The organism is Nakamurella panacisegetis (assembly GCF_900104535.1).
In the GTDB taxonomy this organism is placed as follows: Bacteria; Actinomycetota; Actinomycetes; order Mycobacteriales; family Nakamurellaceae; genus Nakamurella; species Nakamurella panacisegetis.
This window is the reverse complement of the sequence record NZ_LT629710.1, coordinates 4,406,458-4,431,671: the sequence shown is the minus strand read 5'-3', so window position 1 is coordinate 4,431,671 and position 25,214 is coordinate 4,406,458. Positions and strand designations below refer to the sequence as shown.

The 25,214-nt window shown below is 69.7% G+C and carries 26 protein-coding genes; 13 read left to right on the top strand and 13 right to left on the bottom strand.

Annotation, left to right across the window (positions count from 1 at the left end):
* Positions 1 to 26 precede the first annotated feature (26 nt).
* The gene (locus BLS97_RS19950) at positions 27 to 890 is read left to right on the top strand and encodes an alpha/beta fold hydrolase (protein WP_231988207.1); all 864 of its coding nucleotides are present in this window, start codon (positions 27 to 29) and stop codon (positions 888 to 890) included.
* Positions 891 to 897: 7 nt separating this feature from the next.
* Here the strand turns inward: BLS97_RS19950 and BLS97_RS19945 are convergent, their stop codons facing one another.
* Positions 898 to 1,509 carry a HutD family protein gene (locus BLS97_RS19945; RefSeq protein ID WP_157695571.1) on the bottom strand — a complete coding sequence of 204 codons (612 nt, stop codon included), beginning with the start codon at positions 1,507 to 1,509 and terminating at the stop codon, positions 898 to 900.
* 137 nt (positions 1,510 to 1,646) lie between these two features.
* Here BLS97_RS19945 and BLS97_RS19940 point away from each other — a divergent pair, with 137 nt between their 5' ends.
* The gene (locus tag BLS97_RS19940) at positions 1,647 to 3,086 is read left to right on the top strand and encodes a purine-cytosine permease family protein (RefSeq protein WP_090479618.1); all 1,440 of its coding nucleotides are present in this window, start codon (positions 1,647 to 1,649) and stop codon (positions 3,084 to 3,086) included.
* A gap of 10 nt (positions 3,087 to 3,096) precedes the next feature.
* On the top strand, positions 3,097 to 4,059 hold the full coding sequence (locus BLS97_RS19935) for an isopenicillin N synthase family dioxygenase (RefSeq protein WP_090479615.1): 963 nt from the start codon (positions 3,097 to 3,099) through the stop codon (positions 4,057 to 4,059).
* A gap of 5 nt (positions 4,060 to 4,064) precedes the next feature.
* On the opposite strand, the gene BLS97_RS19930 is transcribed toward BLS97_RS19935, so the two are convergent.
* The 3 genes from BLS97_RS19930 to BLS97_RS19920 all read right to left on the bottom strand — a co-directional run bounded on the left by BLS97_RS19930 (position 4,065) and on the right by BLS97_RS19920 (position 6,752).
* On the bottom strand, positions 4,065 to 4,565 hold the full coding sequence (locus BLS97_RS19930; RefSeq protein ID WP_090479612.1) for a TIGR04338 family metallohydrolase: 501 nt from the start codon (positions 4,563 to 4,565) through the stop codon (positions 4,065 to 4,067).
* Positions 4,562 to 5,392 carry a DUF2786 domain-containing protein gene (locus BLS97_RS19925; protein ID WP_090479609.1) on the bottom strand — a complete coding sequence of 277 codons (831 nt, stop codon included), beginning with the start codon at positions 5,390 to 5,392 and terminating at the stop codon, positions 4,562 to 4,564. The genes BLS97_RS19930 and BLS97_RS19925 overlap by 4 nt, the downstream gene beginning before the upstream one ends.
* Positions 5,393 to 5,477: 85 nt before the next feature.
* Entirely contained in the window at positions 5,478 to 6,752 is a 1,275-nt protein-coding gene (locus BLS97_RS19920; protein WP_231988206.1) for an NAD(P)/FAD-dependent oxidoreductase, read from the bottom strand.
* A 103-nt stretch (positions 6,753 to 6,855) separates the two neighbouring features.
* Between BLS97_RS19920 and BLS97_RS19915 the strand changes: the two genes are divergently transcribed.
* Complete coding sequence (locus tag BLS97_RS19915; protein ID WP_090479602.1) at positions 6,856 to 7,629, top strand: SDR family oxidoreductase; 774 nt, start codon at positions 6,856 to 6,858, stop codon at positions 7,627 to 7,629.
* Between the two features lie 71 nt (positions 7,630 to 7,700).
* On the opposite strand, the gene BLS97_RS19910 is transcribed toward BLS97_RS19915, so the two are convergent.
* From BLS97_RS19910 to BLS97_RS19890, 5 genes are all read right to left on the bottom strand, one after another.
* Positions 7,701 to 8,849, bottom strand: coding sequence for an SPFH domain-containing protein (locus BLS97_RS19910; protein WP_090479598.1), 1,149 nt, complete (start codon positions 8,847 to 8,849; stop codon positions 7,701 to 7,703).
* 94 nt (positions 8,850 to 8,943) lie between these two features.
* Positions 8,944 to 9,168, bottom strand: a complete 225-nt coding sequence (locus BLS97_RS19905) for a hypothetical protein (protein WP_090479594.1) — start codon at positions 9,166 to 9,168, stop codon at positions 8,944 to 8,946.
* Between the two features lie 60 nt (positions 9,169 to 9,228).
* Positions 9,229 to 10,224, bottom strand: a complete 996-nt coding sequence (locus BLS97_RS19900) for a G1 family glutamic endopeptidase (RefSeq protein WP_090479590.1) — start codon at positions 10,222 to 10,224, stop codon at positions 9,229 to 9,231.
* Positions 10,225 to 10,352: 128 nt separating this feature from the next.
* Complete coding sequence (locus BLS97_RS19895) at positions 10,353 to 11,585, bottom strand: MFS transporter (protein ID WP_090479587.1); 1,233 nt, start codon at positions 11,583 to 11,585, stop codon at positions 10,353 to 10,355.
* Between the two features lie 99 nt (positions 11,586 to 11,684).
* The gene (locus BLS97_RS19890; protein ID WP_090482708.1) at positions 11,685 to 12,446 is read right to left on the bottom strand and encodes a sulfite exporter TauE/SafE family protein; all 762 of its coding nucleotides are present in this window, start codon (positions 12,444 to 12,446) and stop codon (positions 11,685 to 11,687) included.
* A 108-nt stretch (positions 12,447 to 12,554) separates the two neighbouring features.
* Here BLS97_RS19890 and BLS97_RS19885 point away from each other — a divergent pair, with 108 nt between their 5' ends.
* Complete coding sequence (locus tag BLS97_RS19885) at positions 12,555 to 12,833, top strand: hypothetical protein (protein WP_090479584.1); 279 nt, start codon at positions 12,555 to 12,557, stop codon at positions 12,831 to 12,833.
* Between the two features lie 54 nt (positions 12,834 to 12,887).
* Here the strand turns inward: BLS97_RS19885 and ligD are convergent, their stop codons facing one another.
* Genes ligD through BLS97_RS19870 form a run of 3 tightly spaced genes read right to left on the bottom strand, consistent with a single transcriptional unit; the run spans position 12,888 to position 16,640 of the window.
* Positions 12,888 to 13,850: a non-homologous end-joining DNA ligase gene (ligD, locus tag BLS97_RS19880; RefSeq protein WP_090479581.1), complete on the bottom strand. Its 963-nt coding sequence runs from the start codon at positions 13,848 to 13,850 to the stop codon at positions 12,888 to 12,890.
* An 11-nt stretch (positions 13,851 to 13,861) separates the two neighbouring features.
* Positions 13,862 to 15,061, bottom strand: a complete 1,200-nt coding sequence (gene dinB, locus BLS97_RS19875; RefSeq protein WP_090479577.1) for a DNA polymerase IV — start codon at positions 15,059 to 15,061, stop codon at positions 13,862 to 13,864.
* A gap of 43 nt (positions 15,062 to 15,104) precedes the next feature.
* Complete coding sequence (locus BLS97_RS19870; RefSeq protein ID WP_090479573.1) at positions 15,105 to 16,640, bottom strand: DHA2 family efflux MFS transporter permease subunit; 1,536 nt, start codon at positions 16,638 to 16,640, stop codon at positions 15,105 to 15,107.
* A gap of 116 nt (positions 16,641 to 16,756) precedes the next feature.
* Between BLS97_RS19870 and BLS97_RS19865 the strand changes: the two genes are divergently transcribed.
* A complete protein-coding gene (locus BLS97_RS19865; RefSeq protein ID WP_090479570.1) occupies positions 16,757 to 17,824 on the top strand; it encodes an Lrp/AsnC family transcriptional regulator in 1,068 nt (355 codons plus the stop codon).
* Positions 17,825 to 18,116: 292 nt separating this feature from the next.
* On the opposite strand, the gene BLS97_RS19860 is transcribed toward BLS97_RS19865, so the two are convergent.
* Positions 18,117 to 19,055 (bottom strand): hypothetical protein, encoded by a 939-nt coding sequence (locus BLS97_RS19860; RefSeq protein ID WP_090479566.1) that lies wholly within the window; start codon positions 19,053 to 19,055, stop codon positions 18,117 to 18,119.
* Positions 19,056 to 19,137: 82 nt separating this feature from the next.
* On the opposite strand from BLS97_RS19860, the gene BLS97_RS19855 reads away from it, so the two are divergent.
* The 7 genes from BLS97_RS19855 to BLS97_RS19825 all read left to right on the top strand — a co-directional run bounded on the left by BLS97_RS19855 (position 19,138) and on the right by BLS97_RS19825 (position 25,213).
* A complete protein-coding gene (locus BLS97_RS19855; RefSeq protein WP_157695570.1) occupies positions 19,138 to 19,419 on the top strand; it encodes a hypothetical protein in 282 nt (93 codons plus the stop codon).
* 158 nt (positions 19,420 to 19,577) lie between these two features.
* Complete coding sequence (locus BLS97_RS19850; RefSeq protein WP_090479560.1) at positions 19,578 to 20,177, top strand: YceI family protein; 600 nt, start codon at positions 19,578 to 19,580, stop codon at positions 20,175 to 20,177.
* 97 nt (positions 20,178 to 20,274) lie between these two features.
* Positions 20,275 to 20,712: an alternative ribosome rescue aminoacyl-tRNA hydrolase ArfB gene (gene arfB, locus BLS97_RS19845; protein WP_407938074.1), complete on the top strand. Its 438-nt coding sequence runs from the start codon at positions 20,275 to 20,277 to the stop codon at positions 20,710 to 20,712.
* 118 nt (positions 20,713 to 20,830) lie between these two features.
* Positions 20,831 to 21,895 carry an inner membrane protein YhjD gene (gene yhjD / locus BLS97_RS19840; protein ID WP_157695569.1) on the top strand — a complete coding sequence of 355 codons (1,065 nt, stop codon included), beginning with the start codon at positions 20,831 to 20,833 and terminating at the stop codon, positions 21,893 to 21,895.
* A 22-nt stretch (positions 21,896 to 21,917) separates the two neighbouring features.
* Positions 21,918 to 22,493 carry a CDP-alcohol phosphatidyltransferase family protein gene (locus BLS97_RS19835; RefSeq protein WP_172832313.1) on the top strand — a complete coding sequence of 192 codons (576 nt, stop codon included), beginning with the start codon at positions 21,918 to 21,920 and terminating at the stop codon, positions 22,491 to 22,493.
* A 43-nt stretch (positions 22,494 to 22,536) separates the two neighbouring features.
* Positions 22,537 to 23,520 (top strand): aldo/keto reductase, encoded by a 984-nt coding sequence (locus BLS97_RS19830; RefSeq protein WP_090479548.1) that lies wholly within the window; start codon positions 22,537 to 22,539, stop codon positions 23,518 to 23,520.
* Between the two features lie 79 nt (positions 23,521 to 23,599).
* Positions 23,600 to 25,213 carry a Na+/H+ antiporter gene (locus BLS97_RS19825; protein WP_090479545.1) on the top strand — a complete coding sequence of 538 codons (1,614 nt, stop codon included), beginning with the start codon at positions 23,600 to 23,602 and terminating at the stop codon, positions 25,211 to 25,213.
* Position 25,214: the final 1 nt, after the last annotated feature.

Sequence of the window (25,214 nt, the reverse complement as noted above, 5' to 3'; positions counted from 1 at the left end):
CCCGCGCCGAGTACCTGGAGGTCGTGGTGGACGAGAGCGGTTCGACGCAACTGGGCATCGCCGGTCTGACCTTCACCGAGGCCGGACGCGGTGAGCCGGTCCTGTTCATCCATGGGTTGATCAGCGATCATCGGACCTGGTCGGCCCAGATGGAGGCGCTCTCGGCCTCCCACCGGGTGATCGCCCCGGATCTGTTCGGGCACGGTGAGGTCGACGATTCCGACGGTGGCCTGCGTCAGGTCGACTTCTCCCTTGGTGGCCACGCCGCGGCCATCCGCGACCTGCTCGACGGCTTGGGCCTGGACCGCGTCATCGTCGTCGGTCATTCTCTCGGCGGCGGCGTCGCCCTGGAGCTGGCCTATCTGTTCCCGGAGCGGGTGCGTGCCCTGGCCCTGGTCAGTTCGGGCGGCCTCGGCCCGGACCTGAGCCCGGCGCTGCGGCTGGCCACCTTGCCCGGGAGCGAGTTCGTCCTGCCGATCATCGCGTCTTCCTGGATCCGCGCTTGCGGCAACACTGCCTTCGGGTTGATGGCCCGGCTCGGCCTCCCCCTCGTGACGGCCAGCACCGAGGCGGCATGGCTCGGCATGGGAACCTTCGCCAATGCGGCCAACCGCCGGGCGTTCCTGGCCACGTCGAGGTCGGTCATCGACGTCACCGGGCAGACGGTGAGCGCGCTGCCGCGACTGGCCGGTCTGGCCGGGCGGCCGATACTGGTGGTCTGGGGCGGACGGGATCGGTTGATCCCGGCCAGCCACGCGGAAGCAGTACGCACGGCGCTCCCGGACAGCCGGGTGGAGATCTTCCCGCGGGCCGGACACTTCCCACATCTGGACGAACCGGAGCGGTTCCATCTCGTGCTGGCCGATTTCATCGGGGGTCTGACCAACTGACCTGCCGTCATTCGTCGTCCCGGTGGCGAGGGTAGATCGGGAGTACCGAGATCGCCGCCACCCGTCCGTGGCCGGACAGCGGCAGGGCGATAGGGCCGCCGAGGACCGGGCGGTCCAGCCGGACGGCGTCCCCGGGCCTCAGGTCGCGGCCGCCGCGCCAGGTCGGGTCGCCGTCGAGCTTGACCACCACCACCGACCCGCCCGGCGGCACCGGGATGTGCACCGACCTGGTCACGGTGACCAGCTCCAGACGGCCGAACACCCGGTCGCGCTGCATCAGCAGATTGATCGCGCGCGCCGGCGCGGCTGCACGGCAGACCGGCGCCATCTCGCCGGCGAACTCGATCGGCTCCAGCGGCTGCACCAGACGGGGTAGGTCCAACTCCAGGGTCAACTCCACGTCGTCGAGGAGCATGAACTGACGGTCGACGCCGACGAGCTGGGAGAAGTCGCAATCACCCGGGATGTCGGCGATGTTGACGCGCCACAGGATCTCGTCTCGTGGCTCGTCGGGGACATGCCGGCTGACCGATTCGCTGACCCCCTGACCGTTGGCCCACGGTTGGCTCGACCGCCGCGCCCGAGGCAACTGCCAAGGAGTCGAATCCGGTGCGGTCACCGGCCCACTCTCGTCGTAGTCGACGGCCTGTTGCAACCTCCCACGGGGACCGCTCAGCGGGCCGGTGACGTCTCGGAAACATGACGTTGACACGAAGGTCCTTGTCGAATCGGGCACCCGACCGGATGATTCGTCCCATGTCTGCCTCTCTTGCTGAAGTCGCCGAAGATCGCCACTACGGCGCGAAGGTCACCGCCGTGGAACCGGGAGGCGCCGAAGTCATCCCGCTGTCCGAGCGGCACGGCAAGCCGCTGCAGATGCTGTGGACCTGGACCTCGCCCAACATGGAGTTCGCCACCATCTATGTCGGCGTGATCTGTGTGCTCTTCTTCGGCCTGAGCTTCTGGCAGTCGGTGGCCGCGATCGTCCTGGGCAACCTGCTGGGCTCGACCGCTCACATGGTGTTGTCCACCTGGGGACCGGAAAGCGGCTTCTGCCAGATGGTCCTCTCGCGGCGGGCCTTCGGGTTCCTGGGCAACCTGCTCCCGGCAGGCCTGAACTGGCTGATCGCGGGGGTCGGCTGGTTCGCGGTGAACAGCGTCAGCGGTGCCCTGGCGCTGTCGGCTCTGACGAACATGAACAAGTACCTCGCGCTGGTCATCGTCGTCGTCCTGATGCTGGCCCTGGCCTACTTCGGGCACAACCTGATCCAGATCTTCGAGAAATATGCGGCACCGGTCCTGACCGTCATCTTCGTGGTCGGCGGGATCGTCCTGCTGACCAAGTCGCACCCGTCCGCCGCCGGCGCGCCGATCCCCGGTGGTTTCTGGATCGCGCTCGGCGCGACCTTCGGGTATGCCGCCGGTTGGAACCCCTACGCCTCGGACTACACGCGGTACCTGCCGCCGGGATCCGGTCGCAAGGCCGGGATCTTCGCCGGGCTCGGCGTCTTCATCTCCTGCACCCTGCTCGAGGTGTTCGGAGCGGCCGTGGTGACCGCCTTCGGTGCCGCCGCGTTCAACTTCGACAGCCCGAACTGGGCGTTCGCCAACCCGACGGACGCATACACCAGCCTCATGCCGACCTGGCTGGGCAAGCTCACGCTGCTCGGCATCTGTCTGGGCGCCATCGCCGCCAACGCGCTGAACGTCTACTCCAGCGCGCTGTCGTTCACCGCGACCGGCATCAGGTTGCCCACCCCGACCGCACGTGGCGCGGTTGCCGTGATCTCCGGTCTGGCCGGCTTCGTGGTGGCTCTGGTCGGCCTGGACCACATCGACCAGTACGAGAACTTCCTGCTGGTCATCGCCTACTGGATCGGTCCGTGGCTGGGTGTTGTCTTCGTCGACCGCATCCTTCGTCGATCGCGGGCGGACGAGTTGGCCTATGGCGATCCTTCGTACAAGAACTGGGCCGGGCCCATCGCCATGTTCGTGAGCGCGGTCATCTCCATCTGGTTGTTCTCCAACCAGACGTTCTACGTCGGGGTCATTCCCCAGCATGCGCCGGCCGTCGGCGACTTGACGTTCGAAGTCGGGTTCGTGCTCGCCGCCGTCCTGTACGCGGCGCTCTACCGCGCCCTGGCCCAGCCGATCCAAGTGGCGACACCGGAGCAGCTCGCGGCGGCGACGAAGTAGGGCCACCGTCATGGGTAGCGTTCCGACCATTGATCTGACGCCGTGGTTCGACGGCACGCAGGCCGGCCGGGCGGCGGTGGCCGGGGAGATGGACGCCGCCCTCCAGTCGGTTGGGTTCTTCCTGGTCACCGGCCACGGGGTGAGCCGGGCCGACCGGGCCGCGGTGCGAACCGCCGCCCGGGAGTTCTTCGCCCTGCCGCCCGCGACCAAGCAGGCCTACGCGGTGACCGTCGGCGGCCGTGGGTGGCTGCCGCCGGGGGTCGAGGCGAACGGCTACGCCGAGGGAACCGCGACTCCTCCGGATCTCAAGGAGTCGTACTCGGTCGGCGCCACGGAGAAGACCGGGAACCCCGACGTGGACGACTTCTGGTTCTCCGACAACGTCTTCCCGGCCGAGGTGCCGGCCCTGGCGGAGTCGATCACGGGCTACCTGGCGCAGATGCGCGAGTTGGCCGAGACGCTGCTGACCATCGCCGAATCGGCGCTGTCGCAGCGGCCCGGCTTCTTCACCGACAAGACCGCGCACTCCACGCACACGATGAACATCAACTGGTATCCACCGGCGACGATCGCCGGCGAGGCCGAACCCGGCCAGTTCCGGATCGGGCCGCACACCGATTTCGGGACGTTCACCATCCTCGACCGGGAACCGGGCCGGGGCGGCCTGCAGGTCTTCTCGCCCGACGGGGAATGGGAGGACGCGCCGTACAACCCGGATGCGTTCACCATCAACACCGGCGACCTGCTGGCCCGGTGGAGCGGCGACCGGTGGAAGTCCAACCGCCACCGGGTGCTGCCGCCGCAGGCCGAGGCGCCCGACGAGGACCTGGTCTCGTTGGTCTACTTCTACGAGGCCGATTGGGACGCGATGGTGGAGTCGTTGCAGCCACCGATCGGGAAGGCCAACGACTACCCGCCTGTCCGGGCCTCGGACTTCCTCAAGCGGCTGCTGGATGCGATCACGGTCGGCTGAGCGACTCAGCCGATCCGCGCTCCGACGTCCAGCAGGGTGACCCGGAGCAGCAACGCCACCTCCGGCCCGACGACGCCGTCGACGAGATCGATCATCCGCCCGGTGAAGGCCGGGCCGTGGTCGGACTCGTCGTCGGCGGCGAGATGGTGCGCGATCTCGTGCAGCACCACCATCTCCCGCATGGCCCACGCGGTCGCACCGCGGTGCAGTGGCACGGCGATGACGCAGGACGCCCGTTCGTAGTGCGCGCGTTCCTGTCCGGCCCGGGCCCGCACCGTGATCGGCAGGGCCGCCCTCGGCCAGCGGCCGGCCACCCAGTTCAGGGCCAGGACCCGGTCCACGTAGTGCTGTACCGACTCCAGCGACGCGAACTTCCGCTCCGGGGGCAGGGTGAGCCGGGATCCGGCCACGTCGACGATCGGATGGTCGACGGAGCGGTCCAGGATCCGCCGGACGAGGGCCTCGGCCTCGTAGACCTTGGACCGCTGCCGGTCGGGTGCGCTCACCCGTTGACCGCCGGACGGTGGCCTCCGATGGCCCGTTCCGCGCCCAGTCGCGCCGTCCGGCCGGCCCTGTCGCCGGCCTTGCTGGCCAACTCGGAGTAGCCGGAGTTGGCTGACGTGCCGCGCCAGTGCCCGCGCGCGGTGGAGGTGGCCTTGTAGTGGTCCCTCAACTCGACTTCCCTGGCCCGCAGGACGACCGCGACTCCGGTCGCTCCGCCGGTGTCGTCGGCCACGGCCTGTTCCCGGGCCGTCCGGGTCGCCTCCTGGAGCCGGGCACCGATCCGGGAGGCGAAGGCCTGCTGGAAGTTGACCCGGGCCGTGGTGGCGTGCACCGGCTTCTCCTGCCACTCGTACTGCGGCCGACGGCGGAGCGGGCCGGTGGTGGGGACTTCGATCCAGCGTCCGACCTTCTCCGCGGTGTACCGCTTCGACTTGATGTACTCGTCTGAGGCCCGCACCATCTGGATCACCAACGAGGTGTAGAGCGCTTCGACCGTGTCGATGTCGGTGTCGAAGCCGTAGGCGTACACCCGGGTCGAATCGCGGGCGATGTCGCAGGTCAGGTTGTTCGCCCGGCCGATCTCCAGGAACAGCTGGACGAACGTACGCAGACCGCGCTTGCCGGCCTCACCGATGGTGATGGTCCGTTGCGTCGGGACCGCGCGCGCTTCCTTGGCCGTCGAGTGGGCCCGGGCCACGGCCAGGTCGACGGAGGACAGAGTGGCGAGCCGCTGCGCCGCCTGCAGGAAGGCGTCGGCTTCGTGTTCGTTGTCGGTCGTCTCGGCCTTGCGCAACAGGGCCGCGATCTTGGTCAGGTACTTGTCGCTCATGGTCGGTCCAGTGTGGCCTACGACCCCGACAGTCCGGGTGGTGCGGGCGGCCTCGGGTCGGACCCGGGCCCGCCCGGACCGAGCGTCACCCCATCGTGTCCAGTGGGACGTCGACGTCGGCCAGACGGGCCGAATCGACCGGCCGACCGGACCGGATCAGCGCGCTGATGGCATCGGTGACATCCCAGACGTTGACGTTCATGCCGGCTAGCACCCGGCCGTCCCGGAGCCAGAACGCGATGAACTCGCGTCGCCCGACGTCGCCGCGGAAGACCACCTCGTCGTAACCGTCGGGTTCCACGTAGCCGGTGTATTCCATGCCCAGGTCGTACTGGTCGGTGAAGAAGTACGGCAGGCGGTCGTAACGGACCTCGTCACCGAGCATGGCCGCGGCGGCCACCGCCGGCTGCCGGTCCGCATTTGCCCAGTGCTCGACCCGGATCGATCGGCCGAGCAGCGGATGCGCCGCGCGGGCGACGTCGCCGGCCGCGAAGATGTCCGGATCACTGGTCCGCAGCGAGGCGTCCACCACCACGCCGTCGTCGACGTCCAGCCCGGCCGCGGCGGCCAGTTCGACATTGGGAACGACGCCGATGCCGACCACGAACTCGTGGCCCTCGACCACTGTGCCATCGGCCAACCGCACCGCCTTCGCCCGTCCGTCCTCGACCACGAACTGGTCGATCGCCACGCCCAGCCGCAGATCGACACCGTGCTCGGAATGGAGATCGGCGAACACCCGGGCCGCCTCCCGGCCCAATACGCGCAGCAGGGGCAACTCGGCGGACTCGATCACCGTTACCGGCCGGTGTGCGGTCCGGGCGGCTGCGGCCACCTCCAGCCCGATCCAGCCGGCCCCGACGACCACCACGGAGCCGGCCGTGGCCAGCACGCCCTTGAGGGTGTCGGAATCGGTGAGTCGGCGCAGGTAGTGCACGTTCGGCAGGGCGTCCGGCAGCCCGGGGAACGGGCGCGGCCGGGATCCGGTCGTCAGCAGCAGCTTGTCGTAGTGGATCGAGCGGCCGTCCTGCAGGTCGACCTGATGACCGACCGGGTCGATCGCCGTCACCCGGGTCCACATCCGCAGGTCGACGCCGTGGTCGGCGTACCACTCGGCGGGATGGACGAAAACGCTGTCCCGGTCGTCGGTCCCGTTCAGGTAGCCCTTGGACAGCGGGGGGCGCTCGTACGGCGGCTCGGCCTCGTCGCCGATCAGGACCACCTTTCCGGTGAATCCCCGTTCGTGCCAGGCCTCCACCGCTCTGGCCCCGGCCAGACCGGCCCCCACCACGACGAACGTCCGGCCGTCGTGCACGGTCGGGTCGCCGGCCACCCGGCTCGATGGGTTCGATGTCGTCACACCCACGATGCTGTCACCAGCCGACGATCGGCGCCACGCGGGAGCGGGCCGGTCGACGTGTGTCAGGCTTGGGCTCCGATCCCGCCCTTCGAAGGAGACCCGCATGGCCCCGCAGTCTGATTCCCGTGACGCCGGTGGCGATCGCCCGGTGGCCGTGGTCACCGGGGCCAGCAGCGGCATCGGCGAGGCGACGGCGCGTCGGCTGGCGGCGGCCGGGTACGACGTGGTGCTCGTCGCCCGGCGCCTCGATCGCCTCCGCGCGCTGGCCCAGGAGATCGGCGGCACGGCCTACGGACTGGACGTGACCGACCGCCCGGCGGTCGACGCCTTCGCGGCGAACCTGTCCCGGGTGGACGTCCTGTTCAACAACGCCGGGGCCGCGTTCGGCGCCGATCCGGTGGCCACCGCCGACCCGGCCGATTGGCAGGCCATGTTCGACGTCAACGTGATGGGCACCCTGCACGTCACGCAGGCGCTGCTGCCGAAGCTGATCGCGAGCGGCGCCGGAACGATCGTGATCATGTCCTCGACCGCCGGGTTCACCGCCTACGAAGGCGGCGGCGGTTACGTCGCGGCCAAGCACGGTACCCACGCCATCGCCGCCACGCTGCGGCTGGAGCTGTTCGATCAGCCGGTCCGGGTCATCGAGATCGCCCCGGGCATGGTGCGGACCGACGAGTTCACCATGAAGCGGCTCGGCGGAGATGCCGAGCGTGCCTCCGCGGTCTACCAGGGCGTGGCCGAGCCGTTGACCGCCGACGATGTGGCCGACACGGTCACCTGGGCGGTGACCCGGCCGGCGCACGTCAACGTGGATCTGCTGGTGCTGCGGCCCCGCGCCCAGGCGGCCCAGCACAAGGTCGACCGCCGCAGCTGAGCGTCCGCGACGAGAGCCGTCCGGTCGCCCCCGAGCGCGGTCGATCGAGTGCGGTCAGGAATTGAGCGCGGTCAGGAATTGAGTTCGGGCGCGATCTTCACCGACGTGGGCGACGAGTTCCCCCCGGCCGCGGTGCCGGGCACTCCGCCCTGGAAGCCCTTACGGACGGCCTCGAAGATCGCCGAGCCCTGTCCGACCAGCGACGCGGCGATATCGCCGAGTCCGTCGGCCCCGTTGAGCACCGTGACGTTGGCCCCGCTGAGGCCCTGCGCGGCCGACTTCACGATCTCCGGGAGCTGCTCGATGAGCATACGGTCGAGCGCGACCCGATTGTTCGAAGCCGCCGCGGCCGCCAGGATCTGGATCTTCTCGGCCTCGGCTGCGGCCAGGATCTTGGTCTTCTCGGCCTCGGCCTGCGCCGGCTTCACCACCTCCGCCACCAGCTGCTGCTCGCGGAGTTCGGCATTGCGCTCGGCCACGTCCTTCTGGGCCTGCAGCACCTCGAGCTGCGCCTGGGCCTGCGAGAGGGGGCCGGCCTGGGCCGCGGCCGCCTGGGCCCGGTCCACCTCGGCCTTGTACTGGGCCTGGACGATCGTCGTCTGCCGCTGGTACTCGGCCTGCTTGCGCAACGAATCCTGCTCGGCCTGCGCGGCCATCTGGTTGGCGTTGGACTGGGCGATCGCGGCGGCCTGCTGGATCGCCGCATTGTGCGGGGCCGACATCGCCGCGATGTAACCCAGCCGTCCGTCGTCGATGGACTGGATCTGCAGGGCGTCGACGGTCAGTCCGATCTTGGCCATTTCCTGTTTCGAACCGTCGAGCACTTCGGTGGCCAGTTTCTGCCGTTCGGTGACGATTTCCTCGACCGTCATGGAGCCGATGATCGATCGGAGATGCCCGGCGAAAATGCGTCCGGTCAGAACCGACATCTGGTCCTGGTCGGACAGGAAGCGTTGGCCGGCGGCGACGATGGATTCCACATCGCTGCCGACTTTGAAGGCGATGACGGCCTTGACGTTCAGGGCGATTCCCTGTTTGGTGACGCAGGTTTCCTGTACTTCGGCCTCGGTCATGGCCAGGGACAGGAGATTCGCACGCCGGAACATCGGGACCACGAATGCGCCGTGTCCGATGACGACCCGGAAAGGCGCACCGCTGCTGGAACGCCCCCCGGAGATCAGCAGTGCTTCATCCGGATCAGGAACCCGATAACCGAACATCCCAGGCCTACTTTCTCTCGCTCCGCGGTGAGTCCGAGGTGAGCATAGGACCGGGTCCGGTCGGGGTGATCGGTTTCCGCGTCGGCGTGACTGTCTACTGCGGCACAGGAAAATCGGCCCAGGGCACGACGGTCACGTGCCGGTGCGGTGCCACCTCGACGACCATCACGCTCTGCCCCCGGTCCAGCGGAGTGTCGCTGTCGGCGAAGTAGCACTCGCGGACACCACCGATGTTCAGCATCACCTCACCGGGGCCGTCCGGGCCCCGGGTCGGGACGACGATCGTGCCCACCGCGCCGATCGCCCCTCGGTCTGTCATGCGGTTGCCTTTCCCGCTGCGCGCCCCACATTCGCACAGTACAACGCGGGAGGGGGCTGATCACGACGGCCAATAGCCGCCCGCCCCGGCGCCTCCGGCATATCCCTCGCCGATGGTGATGCTCAGGCCGTCGCCGAGCCCGGTAGCCGGAACGCTGTCGCTCCCGGGTTGGGTGTCTCCGCTCGGGAATCCGCTGCCGCCGGGGAAACCGCTACCACCCGGGAAGCCGCTGCCGCCGGGGAAGCCGCTGCCGCCGGGGAAGCCGCTGCCCGTCTGTCCGGAGCCGGCCGATTCGCCGCTGGAGACCCAGGTGACGGAGAACCGGTCGTTCCCGCTCAGTGCCGAGACGGTGGTCATCGGGTTCTCGCTGCTGTCCACCATGGTGATCTTCTCGGCCCCGCCGAGGGTGCCGATGGCCTTGCCGTTCACCCGCACGTCGGAGAAGGTGACCGTCTTGAAGTGGGCCAGCGGCAGCACGCTGGTGCCGCCGGCGGATTCCGACGGGGCTTCGGCGATCACCTCGGCCGAGGCGCCGGTGCCCGAGGGCGATCTGCCGGTCTCGGTCTTCGTCCACTTCTGCGTGACATCGGTCAGCACCAGCTCGAACCGGTCGGTGCCCTTGGCCCACCGGACGGACGCTGTGATCCGGTCGCCGGCCTTGACCTTGTCGGGCAGGGTCACGGAGGCGGACGGGTAGAACTCGTACCAGGCCGAGTAGGTCGCCGTACCCGAGTCGCAGTCCGACGACGTACCGGTCTGCTCGACCGAGTCACTGCCGTCCCCGTCCAGTCCGACCCAGTCGGCGGAGTAGCTGGTCTCACCGGTGGTGCAGATGACGGTGGGCACCGTCCACGTCGCCGACACCGAGGTGTAGGTGCCTCCGGTCACGTCCCAGCCGGCCCAGTCGGCGCTGCCGACGCCGGCATTGCCGGCGGCGAGCGAGGTCGAGGTCTCGGAGGAATTACTCGGCCCGGTCGCGGCCTGGGCGGACGGCGCCCCGACGGCGAACACGAGGGCAGCCATGGATCCGACGGCCAGTGATTTCGATCCGAACACGGCGGCCTCCTGCTGGGGGGGATCCGCCTGCGTCCGGGCGGTCTGGGTTCAGGATTAGTCGCGCCAGATGTGCGCCGGTCGGGGGTGAGCGCAATGGTTGCTGTGAACCGGCCGTACGGTCCCGCGGATCAACCGGCCCCACGCCGGGCGGCCATCGCCCGCGGGGTGGCGAAACGGGAGTACCGCGGCACCCAGGCGGCCAGAGCCGCCGCGGCGAGCAGACCGGCCGAACCGATGCTGACGATGCCGATGGCCAACGTGGCCGCCGATGCCACCACCGACATGACCACCGGACCGGCAGCGTTGCCCGAGTCGCTGAGCACCCGCCAGATGCCGAGGAACTTGATCCGGCCGACGGCGGGGGCGGCATCAGCTCCGAGGGTCATCATGATCCCGGAGCCGATCCCGTTGCCGAAGCTCATCACCATCGCCACCACGGTCAGCGAGATCGCCCCGGACGTCAACGGCAACGCCATCATCGCGGCGCCCAGGATGGTCATCGAGGGCAGGGCGACGGCCAGCCGACCGTAGCGGTCCATCAGCTTTCCGGCCGGATAGAACAGCGCCATGTCGACGGCCCCGGCGATACCGAAGATCAGGCTCGTCCGTTCGGCACCGAGGCCGAGGTGTTCGGCCCACAACGGCAGCACCGTCTGGCGGGCGGCACGCACCGCGCCGACGGCCAGGATGGCCAACCCGAGCGTGGCGAACAGGCGGCGGTGGTCGGCCAGCATCTTCCGGGAGGTGACGCCGCCCCGTACGGTCGCCGGATGGCCGGCCGGCAGCGCGACGTCGGGTACGACGAGCAGCACGACGCCGGCCGACACGGCCGTCACCATCGCGACCACGTAGGCCGCTCGGAGATCGGTCAGGCTGATCGCCGCGGCGCCGACGAACGGGCCGATGAACAGCCCGATCCGATGTGATCCACCGAGGGTCGACAGGGCGCGGGCTCGCAACTCGACCGGTGCCACCTCGGTGAGGTAGGACTGCCGGGCCAGGTAGAACGTGGAGTTGGCCGAACCGATCAGCAGCAGCGCGAGGCCCAGTACCAGCAGGTTCGGGGCCAGGAAGCAGCCGAGCAGACCCACGGTGGCCAGGCCCGCGGCCAGGACCATGGCGTGCCGGTCGCCGATCCGGTCGGCCACCGCCGAGGCCGGGATGTCCCCGAGCACCTGGCCGACGCCGAGCAGAGCCACCATGAAACCGGCCGCGCTCGGAGAGGCGCCCAGGTGCAGGGCGGTGAGGGCGATGACCGGGGCCGTCGCCCCGTTGCCGATCTCGTAGACCATGGCCGGCAGATAGACCGACGGCGCGATCGATCGCAGGGTCAGCGTCGTGGGCTGGTCGAGTTCGGTCATCCCGGTGAGCGGTCCCGTCCGGAGTCGTCAAGTCGTTAGGAAGGGCAACGACCTGGTTCATTCTGCCTGACGCGCGTCGCCGGACGCCGTCGGGTCACCTCAGAATGCGACCGCCTTGACGAACAGGTACACGGCTATGACCACGCCGAGGCTCACCACGCTCCAGCGGAGCGCCGACTCGTTGACGTACCGGGCCATCCTGGCCCCGAGATAGCCCCCGATGAGCGTGGTCGGGGCCGCGATCAGCACCGCCAGCCAGTTCACTGGGCCGAAGATCCCGAAGATCACCACGCTGATCGAGCAGTCGACGAACGAGACGACGCCCTTGAGCGCGTTGAGTCGGCGCAGGGTGTCCGGAACCGTGAGAGCCAGGACGCCGAGAATGATCACGCCGAGTGCCGCGCCGAAGTAGCCGCCGTAGACCGTGGCCGCGATCATCGCCGGGAACTGCACCGACCACACCCGGCCGCCCTCGCGGGGCTCGCCGACCATCCGCTTGATCGCGGGCTGGAAGGCCAGCAGAGCGGCCGCGACCAGGATCAGCAGCGGCACCACGATGTCGAACGCCCCGGACGGTGTGTTCAGCAGCAGCAGACAGCCGATGGTCGATCCGATCAGTGCGGCCGCCAGCAGAGGCTTCATCCGGGCCCGCTGCGACGGGAGATCCGGCCGGAAGCCGAGCAGGCCGCCGGCGTAACCGGGCCAGGTGGCGACGGAGTTCGTCACGTTGGCCACCAGCGGTGACATTCCGGTCGCCAGCAGGGCCGGGAACAGGATCAGCGAACCGCCGCCGGCGATGGAGTTGATGGCGCCGCAGAGGATGCCGGCCACCACGATCAGCAACACGTACCCAGGACTCACCGGGGCCACCCTACGGAGCAGCCGCCACCGGGGACGAATTTCCAGCGTGTCGGACGGAATCGCCGCCTCCACCTGTCCAAGCGAACAGATGTTCGATATTCTGGATCCATGGAGATCAGCGCGATGGACCGGTACCTGAACGAGGTCGTCCCGGCGACGATCCCCACGAAGCCGCAGGGCCGGGTCCCGGCGATCGCGCGTCTGGTCCTGGATGACGCCGGCACCTACGAGATGTGGCCCTGCACGGCGATCCGCTGGTCGGACGACGCGGTCATGGTCACCGTGCAGTTCAGCCCGGGGGAGCCGGCGAGTGCCCGGCCGCTGTGGCTGGCCGTGGACGACGTGGCCCGGGTCCTGCGTCAGGCGGCGCCGCCGGCGACCGCCTGACGGGAGCCGGCGTGCTGACGGGAGCCAGCGTGCATGGCCGGGCCCGGCGGGCCGTCAATCGGCCGGCATGTCCGGCGCTCCGGCCCGCTCGTCCCGTTCGGCCCATTCGATCAGCGGGTCCAGCGTGAACGGGGCCTCATCGATGCCCGCGTGCAGGTCGCCCAGCTCGGCGAACCGGTCGGGCACGGTGGCGATGGTGCACTCCTGCGGGTCCACGTCGTCGATCTCGGACCAGGTGATCGGGGTCGAGACGGTGCCCCGGGGGACGCCCCGGACCGAATAGGCGCTGGCGATGGTGTGGTCACGCGCGTTCTGGTTGTAGTCGACGAACAGCTGCCGCGGATCGCGGTCCTTGCGCCACCAGGTGGTCGTCACATCCTCCGGCATCCGCCGTTCCACCTCGCGCGCGAAGGCCAGCGCGGCCCGACGCACATCGGTGAAACCCCAGGACGGCACAGTTCGCACGTAGATGTGCATGCCGTGGCCGCCCGATGTCTTGGGCCAGCCGACGGCGCCGATCTCCTCCAGCAGTTCGTGCACCCCGTGCGCGACCCGCCGGACGGTGTCGAACGGGCAGTCAGGCCCGGGGTCGAGATCGATCCGCCATTCGTCCGGTCGTTCGGTGTCGGCCCGGCGGCTGTTCCACGGATGGAACTCCACGCAGGACATCTGGACCGCCCAGATCACGTCGGCCAGGCGGGTCACGCACAGTTCGTCGGCGTGGCGCCCGGACGGGAAGTCGACCCGGACCGTCTCCAGCCACGGCGGCGCTCCGTGTGGCACCCGCTTCTGGTGGACCTTGCCGCCGGCCAGCCCCTCGGGGAACCGGTGCATCATGCACGGTCGTTCGTACAGCGCGCGGACGATGCCGTCGCCCACCGACAGGTAGTAGTTCGCGAGATCCAGCTTGGTGGCCCCGGTCTCGGGAAAGTAGACCCGGTCCGGGTTGGAGATGCGTACGTCGTGTTCCCCGACCCGCAGTTCGATGGCCGGGGAGCTGCTGCCGCGCGTAGCCATGGCAGCAGACCCTAATCGGGGAGCATCGGCATCGACAGGCCGGGATCCCGGCCGAGCAGGACCCCCCTGGTCATCGCGCCGGAGCCGAACCGGTGCCGCACCTCGTCAAGGACCGAGTCGACCGCGGTTGCCGAGAAGCCGTCGAAGGGCAGCTCCAGCTGCTGGGCGGCACCGGCGTCGGCGAAGTTGGCCACGGAGATCCCGACCAGGGTCAGGCCTTTCGCGCCGACCATCGGGGATGCGGCGGTCATCAACTCCCGCACGGCGGTCAGTACGGCGGACGTCTGGTCGGTCGGGCGGGGGAGCGTCGTCGAGCGGGCGGCCCGGGTGAAGTCGCCGAACCGCAGGCGCAGCACCACGGTCCGGCCCCGTCGATCGGCGTCCCGCATACGGCGCGTGACCCGGTCCACCAACCCGATCAGAACCGCGTCGAGTTCGGCCGGCGTTCGCCCCCGGCGCCCGAGCGCCCGTTGCGCGCCGATCGAGCTCCGCCGCTTCCCGGTCTGGACGCGGCGCGGGTCCCGGTTGTGCGCCAGCGCGTGCAGGTGCCGCCCGGAACCCTTGCCCAGTACGGAGATCAGGGTCGATTCGTCGAGGGCGGCCACCTGCCCGACCGTGTGCACGCCGAGGGCGTGGAGCCGCGCCGAGGTGACCTTACCGACCCCCCAGAGGCGTTCCACGGCCAACGGATGCAGGAATCGGAGCTCGTCGCCGACCGGAACCTCCAGCAAGCCGTCCGGCTTGGCCACCGCACTGGCCACCTTGGCCAGGAACTTGGTGCCGGCGATACCGACGGTGATCCGCAGACCGACCTCGGCCAACACTCGCGACCGCAGCCGGACGGCGATCTCGCGCGGTGTTCCCGACACCCGGCGCAGCCCGCCGACGTCGAGGAACGCCTCGTCGATGGACAGGCCCTCGACCAGCGGCGTTGTGTCGCGGAACACCTTGAAGACCGCCTTGCTGGCCACGGTGTAGGCGGTGAAGCGGGGTTCGACCACGATCGCGCCCGGGCAGGCGCGCCGGGCCTGGTACCCGCTCATCGCCGACCGCACCCCGAACGCCTTCGCCTCGTAGCTCGCGGCCAGCACCACGCCGCCCCCCACGATCACCGGGCGGCCGCGCAGGCGCGGATCGTCCCGCTGTTCGACCGAGGCGAAGAACGCATCGAGGTCGGCGTGCAGGATGGACGCGTATTCGGACACGAACATATGTTCGCATGAATGGAGTTCGATGGCACGTCGTCCCACCGGTTCAGGCGGGTGTGTCGACGGCATCCACCGAAGCCGCCTCCGGCGCACGTTCGGACCGGACGGCCGGGCGGCTCCGGACCAGGCCGAGTACCAGCAGCCCGGCCGTCACGCCGGCGATCCCGGCCGTCCAGAACGCACCGTGCAGGCCGGAGATCGACGCGTGATGCACTGCATTGGTCGTCGCGGCGGCGCGGTCGGACCGGGCTTCGGCGATGATCCGTTGGGCCTGGCCGCCGGCCAGTGCCTTCGAGGCGCTGCCGGCGTCGGTCAGTCCGGCCCGGCTGAAGGCGGCGGCGGCGCGGGAAGCGAAGACGCTGCCGAGTACGGCGATTCCGATGGCAAAACCCAACTGCCGCATGGTGTTGATCATTCCCGCGGCCATCCCGCCGCGTTGCGGCGGAACCGCGGCCATCGCTGATGAGGACAGGGTCGGCGTGGCCAGGCCGACGCCGACGCCGATCACCACGTAACCGAGCATGAGCGCGGGCCATCCGGAGGTGTCACCGAGCGCGACGGCGCACAAGCAGGACCCGAGACCGATCAACAGCAGGCCGCCGCCGATGATCGGGCCCGGAGCTCGATGGTGCAGCAGGCGACCGATCGCGGCCGACACGAAGAATGCGGCGCCGGCCAACGGCAGTCCGACCAGGCCGGCCTCGATGGGGGAGAGGCCAAGGACCGACTGCAGCCAGATCGACGTGTAGGTCAGAGAGGCGAACGCGGCCAGATTCAGGATCAGGGCGGCCAGCAACGTGCCGACGAAGGATCTCCGCCGGAACAGGGAGAGGTCGACCATGGCCTCGGGGTTCCGGGTCTCGGCCACCACGAAGGTGGCCAGCGCGAGTGCGGCGACCAGGAACGACCCCCAGCACGACAGCGAACCCCAGCCGGAGTCGTTCGCGCGGATCAGCCCGAAGGTCAACGCGCCCGCGGCCACGCTGAAGGTGGCGGTGCCGGCGTAGTCGACGCGCCCACCCCTTGTCGGGTGGTCGGCCGGGAGGGCCCGCAGACTCAAGGCGACGGCGACCACGCTGACCGGAAGATTGACGTAGAAGATCCAGTTCCAGGAGATGCCCTCGGTCAGGACACCCCCGAGGACGGGCCCGACAGCGGCCGAGGCGCCGCTGACCGCACCCCAGACGCCGTACGCCACGCCGCGCTCCTTGCGCTGGTAGGAGGCGTTGAGCAAAGCGAAGGTGGTGGCGAACATGGCTGCCGCGCCAACACCCTGGACGGCGCGCGCGGCGATCAGCACACCGACGTTCGGCGCCAGCCCGCAGGCCAGCGAGGACAGCGCGAACAGGGTCAGGCCGCCGACGTAGGACCGCCGGTGGCCGACCAGGTCGGCCAGGCTGCCGACGCCCAGCAGCAGTGCGGCCAGGGCGAGCGCGTATGCGTCCATCACCCACTGAAGACAGGAGAAGGACGTCGACAGACTGGTTGCCATGTCCGGCAGGGCCACGTTCACGATGGTCACGTCCACCAGCAACATGAAGGTGCCCAGGGACACCACGACCAGTGGTAGCCATTTCTTCAAGGGGTGCGCTCCTTCGTCGGCCGTCGAGGAAGAGGGTCTTCCTCCGGGGTGCCGACAGTCTGGTCGGACCGGCCCCATGGCAGTGAGCTCTGCGGCCGAAGACGTAGTATTCCTCCATGTCCGAGGCTGGTCCTTCCAATTTCCATGATCTGGATGCGCTGGATCGGGAGATTCTCCAATCACTCCAGATCAACGGCCGGGCCGCCTTCAGCGTGATCGCCGCCGCCCTCGGTACCTCCGAACAGACCGTCGCGCGGCGATATCGACGGATGCGCGCGGCCGGCGTCGTGCGTGTGGTCGGTGTCGTCGATCCGATCACCGCGAATCAGCTCGACTGGATGATCCGGATCACCTGCCGGCCGCACGCGTCAACGGCCGTGGCGACGGCGCTGGCCCACCGCGACGACGTCTCCTGGGTGTCGCTCATCGGGGCCGGCAACGAGATCGTCGCTTCTCTCCGGGCCCGCACCCAGGACGCTCGGGACGAACTCCTGCTGCGCCAGTTGCCCAAGACCGAGCAGGTACTGGACCTGTCGGCCTGGATCGTCATGCACCGCTTCACCGGACGCTACGAAAAGGACTGGAGCAGCTACGGGCACCGGCTCGACCCGTCGTCGATCGCCGTCCTGCGCGGCGGGGGCGATGACTCCCCGGATGCCGGCCCGACACCGGCGCCGGAACCCATCCGACCCGAGGACGGCCCGCTGATCACTGCGCTGGCTCTCGACGGCCGTACCTCGCTCGCCGCTCTGGCCCAGCTCACCAACTGGACGCAGGGTCGCACGAAACGTCGGCTCGACGCCCTGATCGGAAGTGGGACCATCTATCTCGATGTGGACCTGTCCACCGCGGCTCTGGGATTCCCGTTGATGGTCATGCTCTGGATGAGCATCGAACCCCGGCATCTGGACTCGTTCGGCAACGCGCTCGTGGCTCAGCCGGAGATGACCTTCGCCGGCGCGACCACCGGTCGGTGGAACCTGTTCGCCGCCGTGGCCATGACGGGAGTCGACGAGTTGTACCGCTTCGTCAACCGGATCGGTGACCTGGCCCCTGGACTCCAGCAGATGGAGGTCGTCCCGGTGATCGACCGGATCAAGCAGGCGGGATCGATGGTGAACGGCGGCCGGCTGGTCGATCGAGTCCTGCCCCCAGCCCGAACGACGGCCCGCCGGAGACGATGACCGGGACGACGCATCCCGGGCGGTCCTCGCGCGTCCTATCGTCATGAGTTCGACGACCAGCCGACCGCACAGAACCGACCGACATCTTGCCGCTCACCACAGTTCGGTACGCACCGCTTCGACCGTGAACCGTCCGGTGCGCCCGGCCTCGTACCGCCCGGCGCCGACGCCCACGCCGGGGCCGGCCAACCTGGAGTGCGAAGACCGGTGCCACTACTGCATGGGTCCCGAGACCGACTGAACAGTCCCGAGATCAACTGAGCAGCAGACTGTCTCGCCGCGCCGGCGGGGCTCAGCCGGGGATGATCGGCACCGCGTGGTCGCCCAGCCCGATGAGCGTTCCGATCAACTGCCGCGGCGGTGTGACCGTCGCCAGGCAACCGAGGTAGCCGGCCGTCAGTTCGACCTCCGCCAACGGCATCACGGACGTTCCGTCCATCGAGTAGGCGGCGATGGTGATCGCGCCACCGCCGGTGGGATCGGCCGTCCGCATCGCGCGAGCCGCGAACTTCCGGCAGGTGCGCTGGACGTCTTCGTCCGTCGCCAGCGGGTCGGTGATCTGCGTGGTGGCCAGGATCTCGGCCGTGTGGGGCGCCGCGCACGGCCGGACCGAGCTGTCCGACCGTAGTCGGGTGGCCGCGGGCACCGCCCCCCAGCACGTGGCAAAAGTCGGCGGCAGCACGCCCCGGGTCAGCGCATCGGCGATCCGGCCGGTGTACCGGGTGTTGTCCGACGTGGCGCCGACACAAGCGGTCCACGTCTGGCCAATGCCTTGCTGCAGCCGGTTCGGGCCGACCGGGATCGAGGCGATCGTCACCGCCGCCTGCCAGGCGATGCTCGGGACATTCGGGTCGGTCAGATCGAACGGGCCGATCGATCCGACGTAGTTGACCTCGGCCAGCTCGCACTCCGAGCTGGCCTCCTCGTACCGGCTCAGGGGCACCCGCGGCGCCGGAAGACTCGCGGCCTGGACCGACATCACCTCGCCGACTACATACCCCCGGCACGGGCCGTAGGTGGCGTCTGGGTACTCGACCATCGGATCGATCTCACGGCTGTCGCCCTGTGGAACGGGCGAGAGCGCGGTGACGCACTGCCCGACCCGCGGCGCCGGCGGCAGGTACACCGCGGTGGCGGAGCCGGCCAGTGGCCGCCCGCGCAGGTTCGGGACCACCAGCAGGCTCAGACACGCGAGGATGAGGAGTACCAGGCCACCCAGCCGTCGATCCACAATCTCCAGTGATACACCGCGGCAGCCGCTCGGTCGTTCCGCTCGACGTGTGAGCACGCCACGTTGGGGGCATCATCTGGACATGAGTACAGAAGCGGAAGGGCCCGGTCGCACGGGCGAGGAGAGCGAAAGCGCGGGTTGGAGCGGCGACGAGGTGGTCCGCGACCACGCCGGACAGGCATCGGAGGAGTCCGGTTGGTCGGGCGCCGAGGTGGTGCGGGACGAAGCCGGCCTCCCGGACGGAGGTCCCGACTGGACCGGTGAAGAGGTGGTCCGGGACCGCGGCAACGTGGTCGAGCCGCCCGGCGGCTGGTCGGGTGACGAGGTCGAGTGGAACCAGGGCGAGCGGCCCTCGACGGACTGACGCCGCCCGCGTATCAGCGCGGCGGACCGCGGCTCCTGTTGACCAGTCCGGCCGCCGCCTGATCCGCCGGTCAGGGAACCGGCCGGGGGTCGGCGTCGTCGGACGTGTTGTCGCCGCCCGCCGCTCGCGCTCCGCGCCCGTCCGCCGAGGAACCCGCCATGGCCCGTCCGTCTGCCACCGCTTCGACCGCTCGCCGCCGCCCGACCGGTCGGGGCGCAGCCCAGGAGCCGGTCGGACGGTGGGTGGTCGATGCGGCCCGTTCGACGCTGCAGGTCAGCGTCAAGGTGGGCCCGTTCCTGACCGTGCGGGGCGTGTTCGGCGATGTCACCGGCCACGTGGACCTCGCCGTCGACCCCGCGCGGAGCCGCGTCGAGGTGAGCGTCGGGACGTCATCCCTCACCAGTGGTAGCTCCTGCATCGACGCCCTGCTGCACGGAGCCGGGGTCATCGACTGCGACCGGAATCCGTCGATCGGGTTCGTCTCCCGCGCACTGCGGCCCGGCGTGTCGCCCGGAAGTTGGCTACTGGACGGGCTTCTCGCCACCGACGGGGCCGTGCTCGACGTCATCCTGGAGATGACCGAACCGCTCCGGCGTGACGGCGCACTGGTGTTCCGGGCCACCGGCACCCTGCACTCCAAGGATGCCGTGCGGCTGCTGTCACAACCGGGCGTCGACCGCGTGCTCGGCCGCACCATGGGACTCGATCTGACCGTGACCGCCGTCGCCGCCGGACCGCAGCCGGGCCGCCGGTGCTGACCGCAGGTCAACCGCCCGGTCTGACACCATGAACCTCTGACACCATGAACCAATGCCTGCCGATCCGTCCGCCGCGGCCCGTCCTGCGGCGCATCGCATCGACGTTCCGTTGCGGGTCAACGCGGCCCTGACCATCGGGGTCGACGAGCTCGGCTGGCGCTTCTCCCGTTCCTCCGGGCCCGGCGGCCAGGGAGTGAACACGGCCGACAGCCGGGTCGAACTCACCTGGACGCCGGCGACGTCCCCCGGCCTGGCCGCGATCGGCGAGAACGCTCGCGCCCGCGTGCTCGACCGGCTGGCCGGGCGTTTGATCAACGGACAACTGGTGATCACGGTCTCGGAACACCGGGCGCAGCTGCGCAACCGGGAAACGGCCAGACGGCGACTGCTCTTCCTACTGCAGGAAGCGCTGCAGCCGGCCGCGGCCACCCGTCGGCCCAGCCGTCCCACCCGGGGGTCGGTGGAACGCCGGCTGGCCGGCAAGAAGGCCCGCTCGCAGGTCAAGGCCGCCCGCGGCCGCCCGGCCGCCGACTGACGGTCGCCCGCGCGGCCCTGTCGAGGGATCCACCCGGTGCCGGCGAAGGCGCCCGTGCTGAACTGAGCCCCGTCGGGTACCTCCGGTGGGTCGGCGCGGGAGAGGCGGAGGCGGGACCTTGTTGGCAGGTGTGAAGCAGGCCGCGGGCCGGTTGTGGCGCCGGCCGAGCGTGCGGCACCTGGTCCGGGCCGTGAATCGCTTCGGCGACCGCCTCGGCTTCCAGTTCGCCGCGGCCATCACCTATTTCTCGTTCCTGGCCGTCGTGCCCGTGGTCATGGTCAGCTTCTCCATCGCCGGGTTCGTCCTCGCCTCGCGCCCGCAGCTGCTGACCTCCCTGCGGAATTCGATCATCTCGCTGTTGCCGAGTTCCCTGGCCTCGTCGATCAGCGACCTGCTGACCCAGGCCATCGATGCCCGTCTGACCGTCGGGATCATCGGCCTGGTCGTCGCGCTGTATTCCGGCGTGAGCTGGATGGGCAACCTGCGCAGTGCGATCCAGGCGCTGTGGCGTCCGGACTTCGGAACCGAGCAGGAGATCGCGGCCGAGTCGCTCTGGCGCTACTACCTCAAGAGCCTGCAGTACCTCGCCGCGCTGGCCGTCGGCATCCTGCTCTCGCTCAGCCTCACGGCCATCGGCACCTCGGCCCAGACCCTGGTGCTGCGGTGGCTGCACCTGGACCAGGTCACCTGGCTGACCCCGCTGTTCACCGTCGTCCCGATCCTGTTGGCCGTGGCGGCCGACATGGCGCTGTTCCTCGGCGTCTACCGCGTGCTGCCGCCCAAGCGCTACCCGGCCAAACGCAAGGCATTGCTGCGTGGTGCGGCGGCCGCGGCGATCGCCTTCGAGGTGCTCAAGTTCGCCCTGACCTACGTGCTCCCGACCCTGCTGCGGTCGGCCACGGCGCGGATCTTCGGCCCGGTGATCGGGCTGTTGATCTTCTTCAACCTGGCGGCCACCGTGGTGCTGTTCATCGCCGCGTGGATCGCCACGTCGAGCGGGAACCCGGCCTCCGGAATGCCGGTCCTCCCGCACCCGGGGGGCGAGGCAGCCACCACCGCCGACACGCTGACCCTGACCACGGCGGCCGCGGCGGAACTCGACCGGCTGGCCCAGGCGAAGGGCCTGACCCGCGAGGACGTGGTGCAGACGGCCATCGAGCGGTTCCTGGCCGACCCCGAGTGACCGGCCTGCGATGATCAACGGCGTGGCCACCCCGAAGCTGTCCGACGTCCTGACCGTCCCGAACGCCATCAGCGCCGTCGGGCTGGCGTTGACCGTGCACGGATCCCGACGCGCCGACACCGGCTGGGGGATCACCGAGACGGTGGCCGGCCGTCTGCTGGATCTGTTGGACGGCAAGGTGGCTCGGATGCTCGACCAAAGCAGTGAGTTCGGCGCCGGGATCGACGCCGCGTTCGACAAGGCCGGTGTGCTGGCCATCGGGATCAACGAATGGCGCGGCGGAATCGCGCCGAAGCCGGCGCTGCTCGTCATCGCCGCGCAGAACGCGGTCAACCTCGTCGCGACGGCCGTGGCGAAGCGGCTCGGGGGGCAGGAGGACCTGGCTCCGGTGGTGGCCGGCAAGGCCGCGATGGCCTACCAGAACGGTGCGCTGGGCGCCTACGCCGTCTCGGCGCTGTTCCGTCGGCGCAACCGCGCGGTGTCGGTCATCTTCCGGGTCATCGGCGATGCCGACACCGTCATCGGAACCGGCTGGTTCGGCGTCAAGGCCAGCCGGCAGTACGTTTCCCGCGCGCTCCGACTGGCCCGAGCCCGCTGACGCAGCCGTCGGGTGAGTTCAGTGACTGAACTAGGCTGACGGCATGGAACTTCGCAGGCTTGGACGCACCGGACGCGACATCTCCGTCATCGGGCTCGGCACCTGGCAGCTCGGCGCGGACTGGGGGAACGTCGACGAGGCCGATGCTCTCGCCGTGCTGGACGCGGCAGTCGAGCATGGCGTGACCTTCTTCGACACCGCGGACGTCTACGGCGACGGGCGCAGCGAGCAGGTGATCGGCCGGTACCTCGCCGCCCACCCGGGTCACGACATCTTCGTGGCGACCAAGATGGGCCGCCGGGCCGAACAGGTGCCGGAGAACTACGTGCTGCGGAATTTCCGGGACTGGACCGACCGGTCCCGGCGCAATCTCGGTGTCGAGCGACTTGACCTGGTCCAACTGCACTGCCCGCCGACCCCCGTGTATTCCAGTGGCGAGGTCTTCGACGCGCTGGACACTCTGGTCGAGGAGGGCCGCATCGCCCACTACGGCGTCAGCGTGGAAACCTGCGACGAAGCGCTCACCGCCATCGCCCGACCCGGAACGGCCAGTGTCCAGATCATCCTGAATGCGTTTCGCCTCAAGCCGTTGGAGCGCGTGCTCCCGGCCGCGATACAGGCCGGGGTTGGGATCATCGCGCGGGTGCCGTTGGCGTCCGGCCTGTTGTCCGGCCGGTACACCGCGGCGTCCACCTTCCCGGCCGACGATCACCGGAACTACAACCGCCAGGGCGCCGCGTTCGACGTCGGCGAGACCTTCTCCGGGGTCGACTTCGAGACGGGAGTCGCTGCGGCGCAGGATTTCTCGGCTCTGCTTCCGGCGGGAACGACGCCGGCTCAGGGAGCCTTGCGCTGGATCATCGATCAGGCCGGTGTGACGACCGCGATCCCAGGCGCCCGGAACATCGACCAGGCCCGCAAGAACGCAAGTGCGGCGGGCGTTCCGCCGTTGCCGGCGGAGGCGGTCGCCGGCATCGCGGCCCTGTACGAGGAACGGATCAAGCCGCAGGTGCACCACCGCTGGTGACCTCACAGGGGAGAATCGAAGGCGCGCGGGCGTCGAACGCCCCGTGTACCCCGCCCCAGATTCGTCTTCGGAGAGGTGTATGACCCACATTCTGATCTTCATGGTGGCCGGCGTCGCGCTGGTGCTGGCCGTCGAACTGGTCGCCCACCGCACCAAACTGCCGGCCGCCGCGCTGCTGACCGTGTGCGGTCTGATCTACGCCACGCTGCCCGGGACCAACATCGTTCTCGATCCGCATGTGATCCTGACCTTCATCCTGCCGCCGCTGCTCTACAGCGCCGCCCTCAACTCGTCGTTGATCGCGATCGGGAAGAATCTCCGGCCGGTGATCAGCCTGTCGGTCGGCCTGGTGCTGGCGACCGCGCTGCTGGTCGGGTTCGGCGTCCACCTGTTCCTGCCGGCGATCAGCCTGGCCGCCGGAATCGCGCTGGGCGCGGCGGTGTCGCCGCCGGATCCGGTCGCAGCCTTGGCCATCGGCCGGCGGGCCGGGCTGCCGCCGAAGCTGATCACCCTGATCGAGGGGGAGGGGCTACTGAACGACGCCACCGCCCTGACCACCTTCACCGTGGCGGTGGCCGCGGCCACCAGCGGCGGCTTCTCGGTCGGGTTGTTCGGATTCAAGTTCCTCGTCGCCGCGGTCGGCGGACTGGCCGTCGGCATCGTCATCGCCCTGCTGATCCGCCTGCTGCGGAGCCGGATCTCCGATCCGCTGATGGTGAACAGCCTGTCGCTGATCACGCCGTTCGCGGCCTACCTGCTCGGTGAGGAGATACACGTCTCGGGAGTGCTCGCGGTCGTCGTCGCCGGCCTGATCATCGGACACGACACCCCTCGCTTCTCCTCGGGCGCGAGCCGGCTGCAGACCTCGGCCGTGTGGCGATTGGTCGACTTCCTGCTCGAAGGGTTCGTCTTCATCCTGATCGGTCAGCAACTCCCGGCCGTCGTGAAGGGCCTCGGTGCGTACTCGACCTCGGACATCGTCGTGGCCGTCGCGGTGACTCTCGCCGTGGTCCTGCTGCTGCGGCCGGTCTGGTTGCTGGTCACGCAGTTCCTGCCCCGGCGCCTGCACACCCGCCTGGGCGGAACCAGCGCCGCCGAGAGCCCACTGAACGGGCGGGAGGTGCTCGTCATGAGCTGGTCTGGCACCCGCGGGGTGATCACGCTGGCCGCCATCTTCTCGCTGCCGCTGCTGACGTCCGACGGCACCCCGTTCCCGGGCCGCGATCTGTTGCTGCTGTGCTCCTATGTCGTGGTGCTGGTGACGTTGATCGGGCAGGGGGTCACCTTCGCGCCGATCGTCCGGGCCACCGGGTTGAAGGCGGACGCGGCGGCCGAGGCGCTGGAACGGAACGAGGCGAGGACGGCGGCGGCCAACGCCGGCCTGAGCCGGCTCGCGCAGATGACCGAGGACGAGCATCTCCCGTCGGATTCGGTCGACTCCCTGCGCACGAATCTGGAGCATCGGCTGGAGCGGTATCAGCGGCGGGCCGACGTCCTCGAGAGTGCCCGCAACGGCGAGATTCCGGTGTCCCCGGAGTACGAGGCGGCCCTGGCCGCCCGGCGGTCCGTCATCGACGCCCAGCGGGAGGAACTACTGCGCCGTCGGGACCTTGGTCATCTGTCCGACGCCAGCCTCCGGGTGCTGGAACGCGAACTGGATCTGGAGGAGTTCACCCTGCCCCGGCGCCACTGAC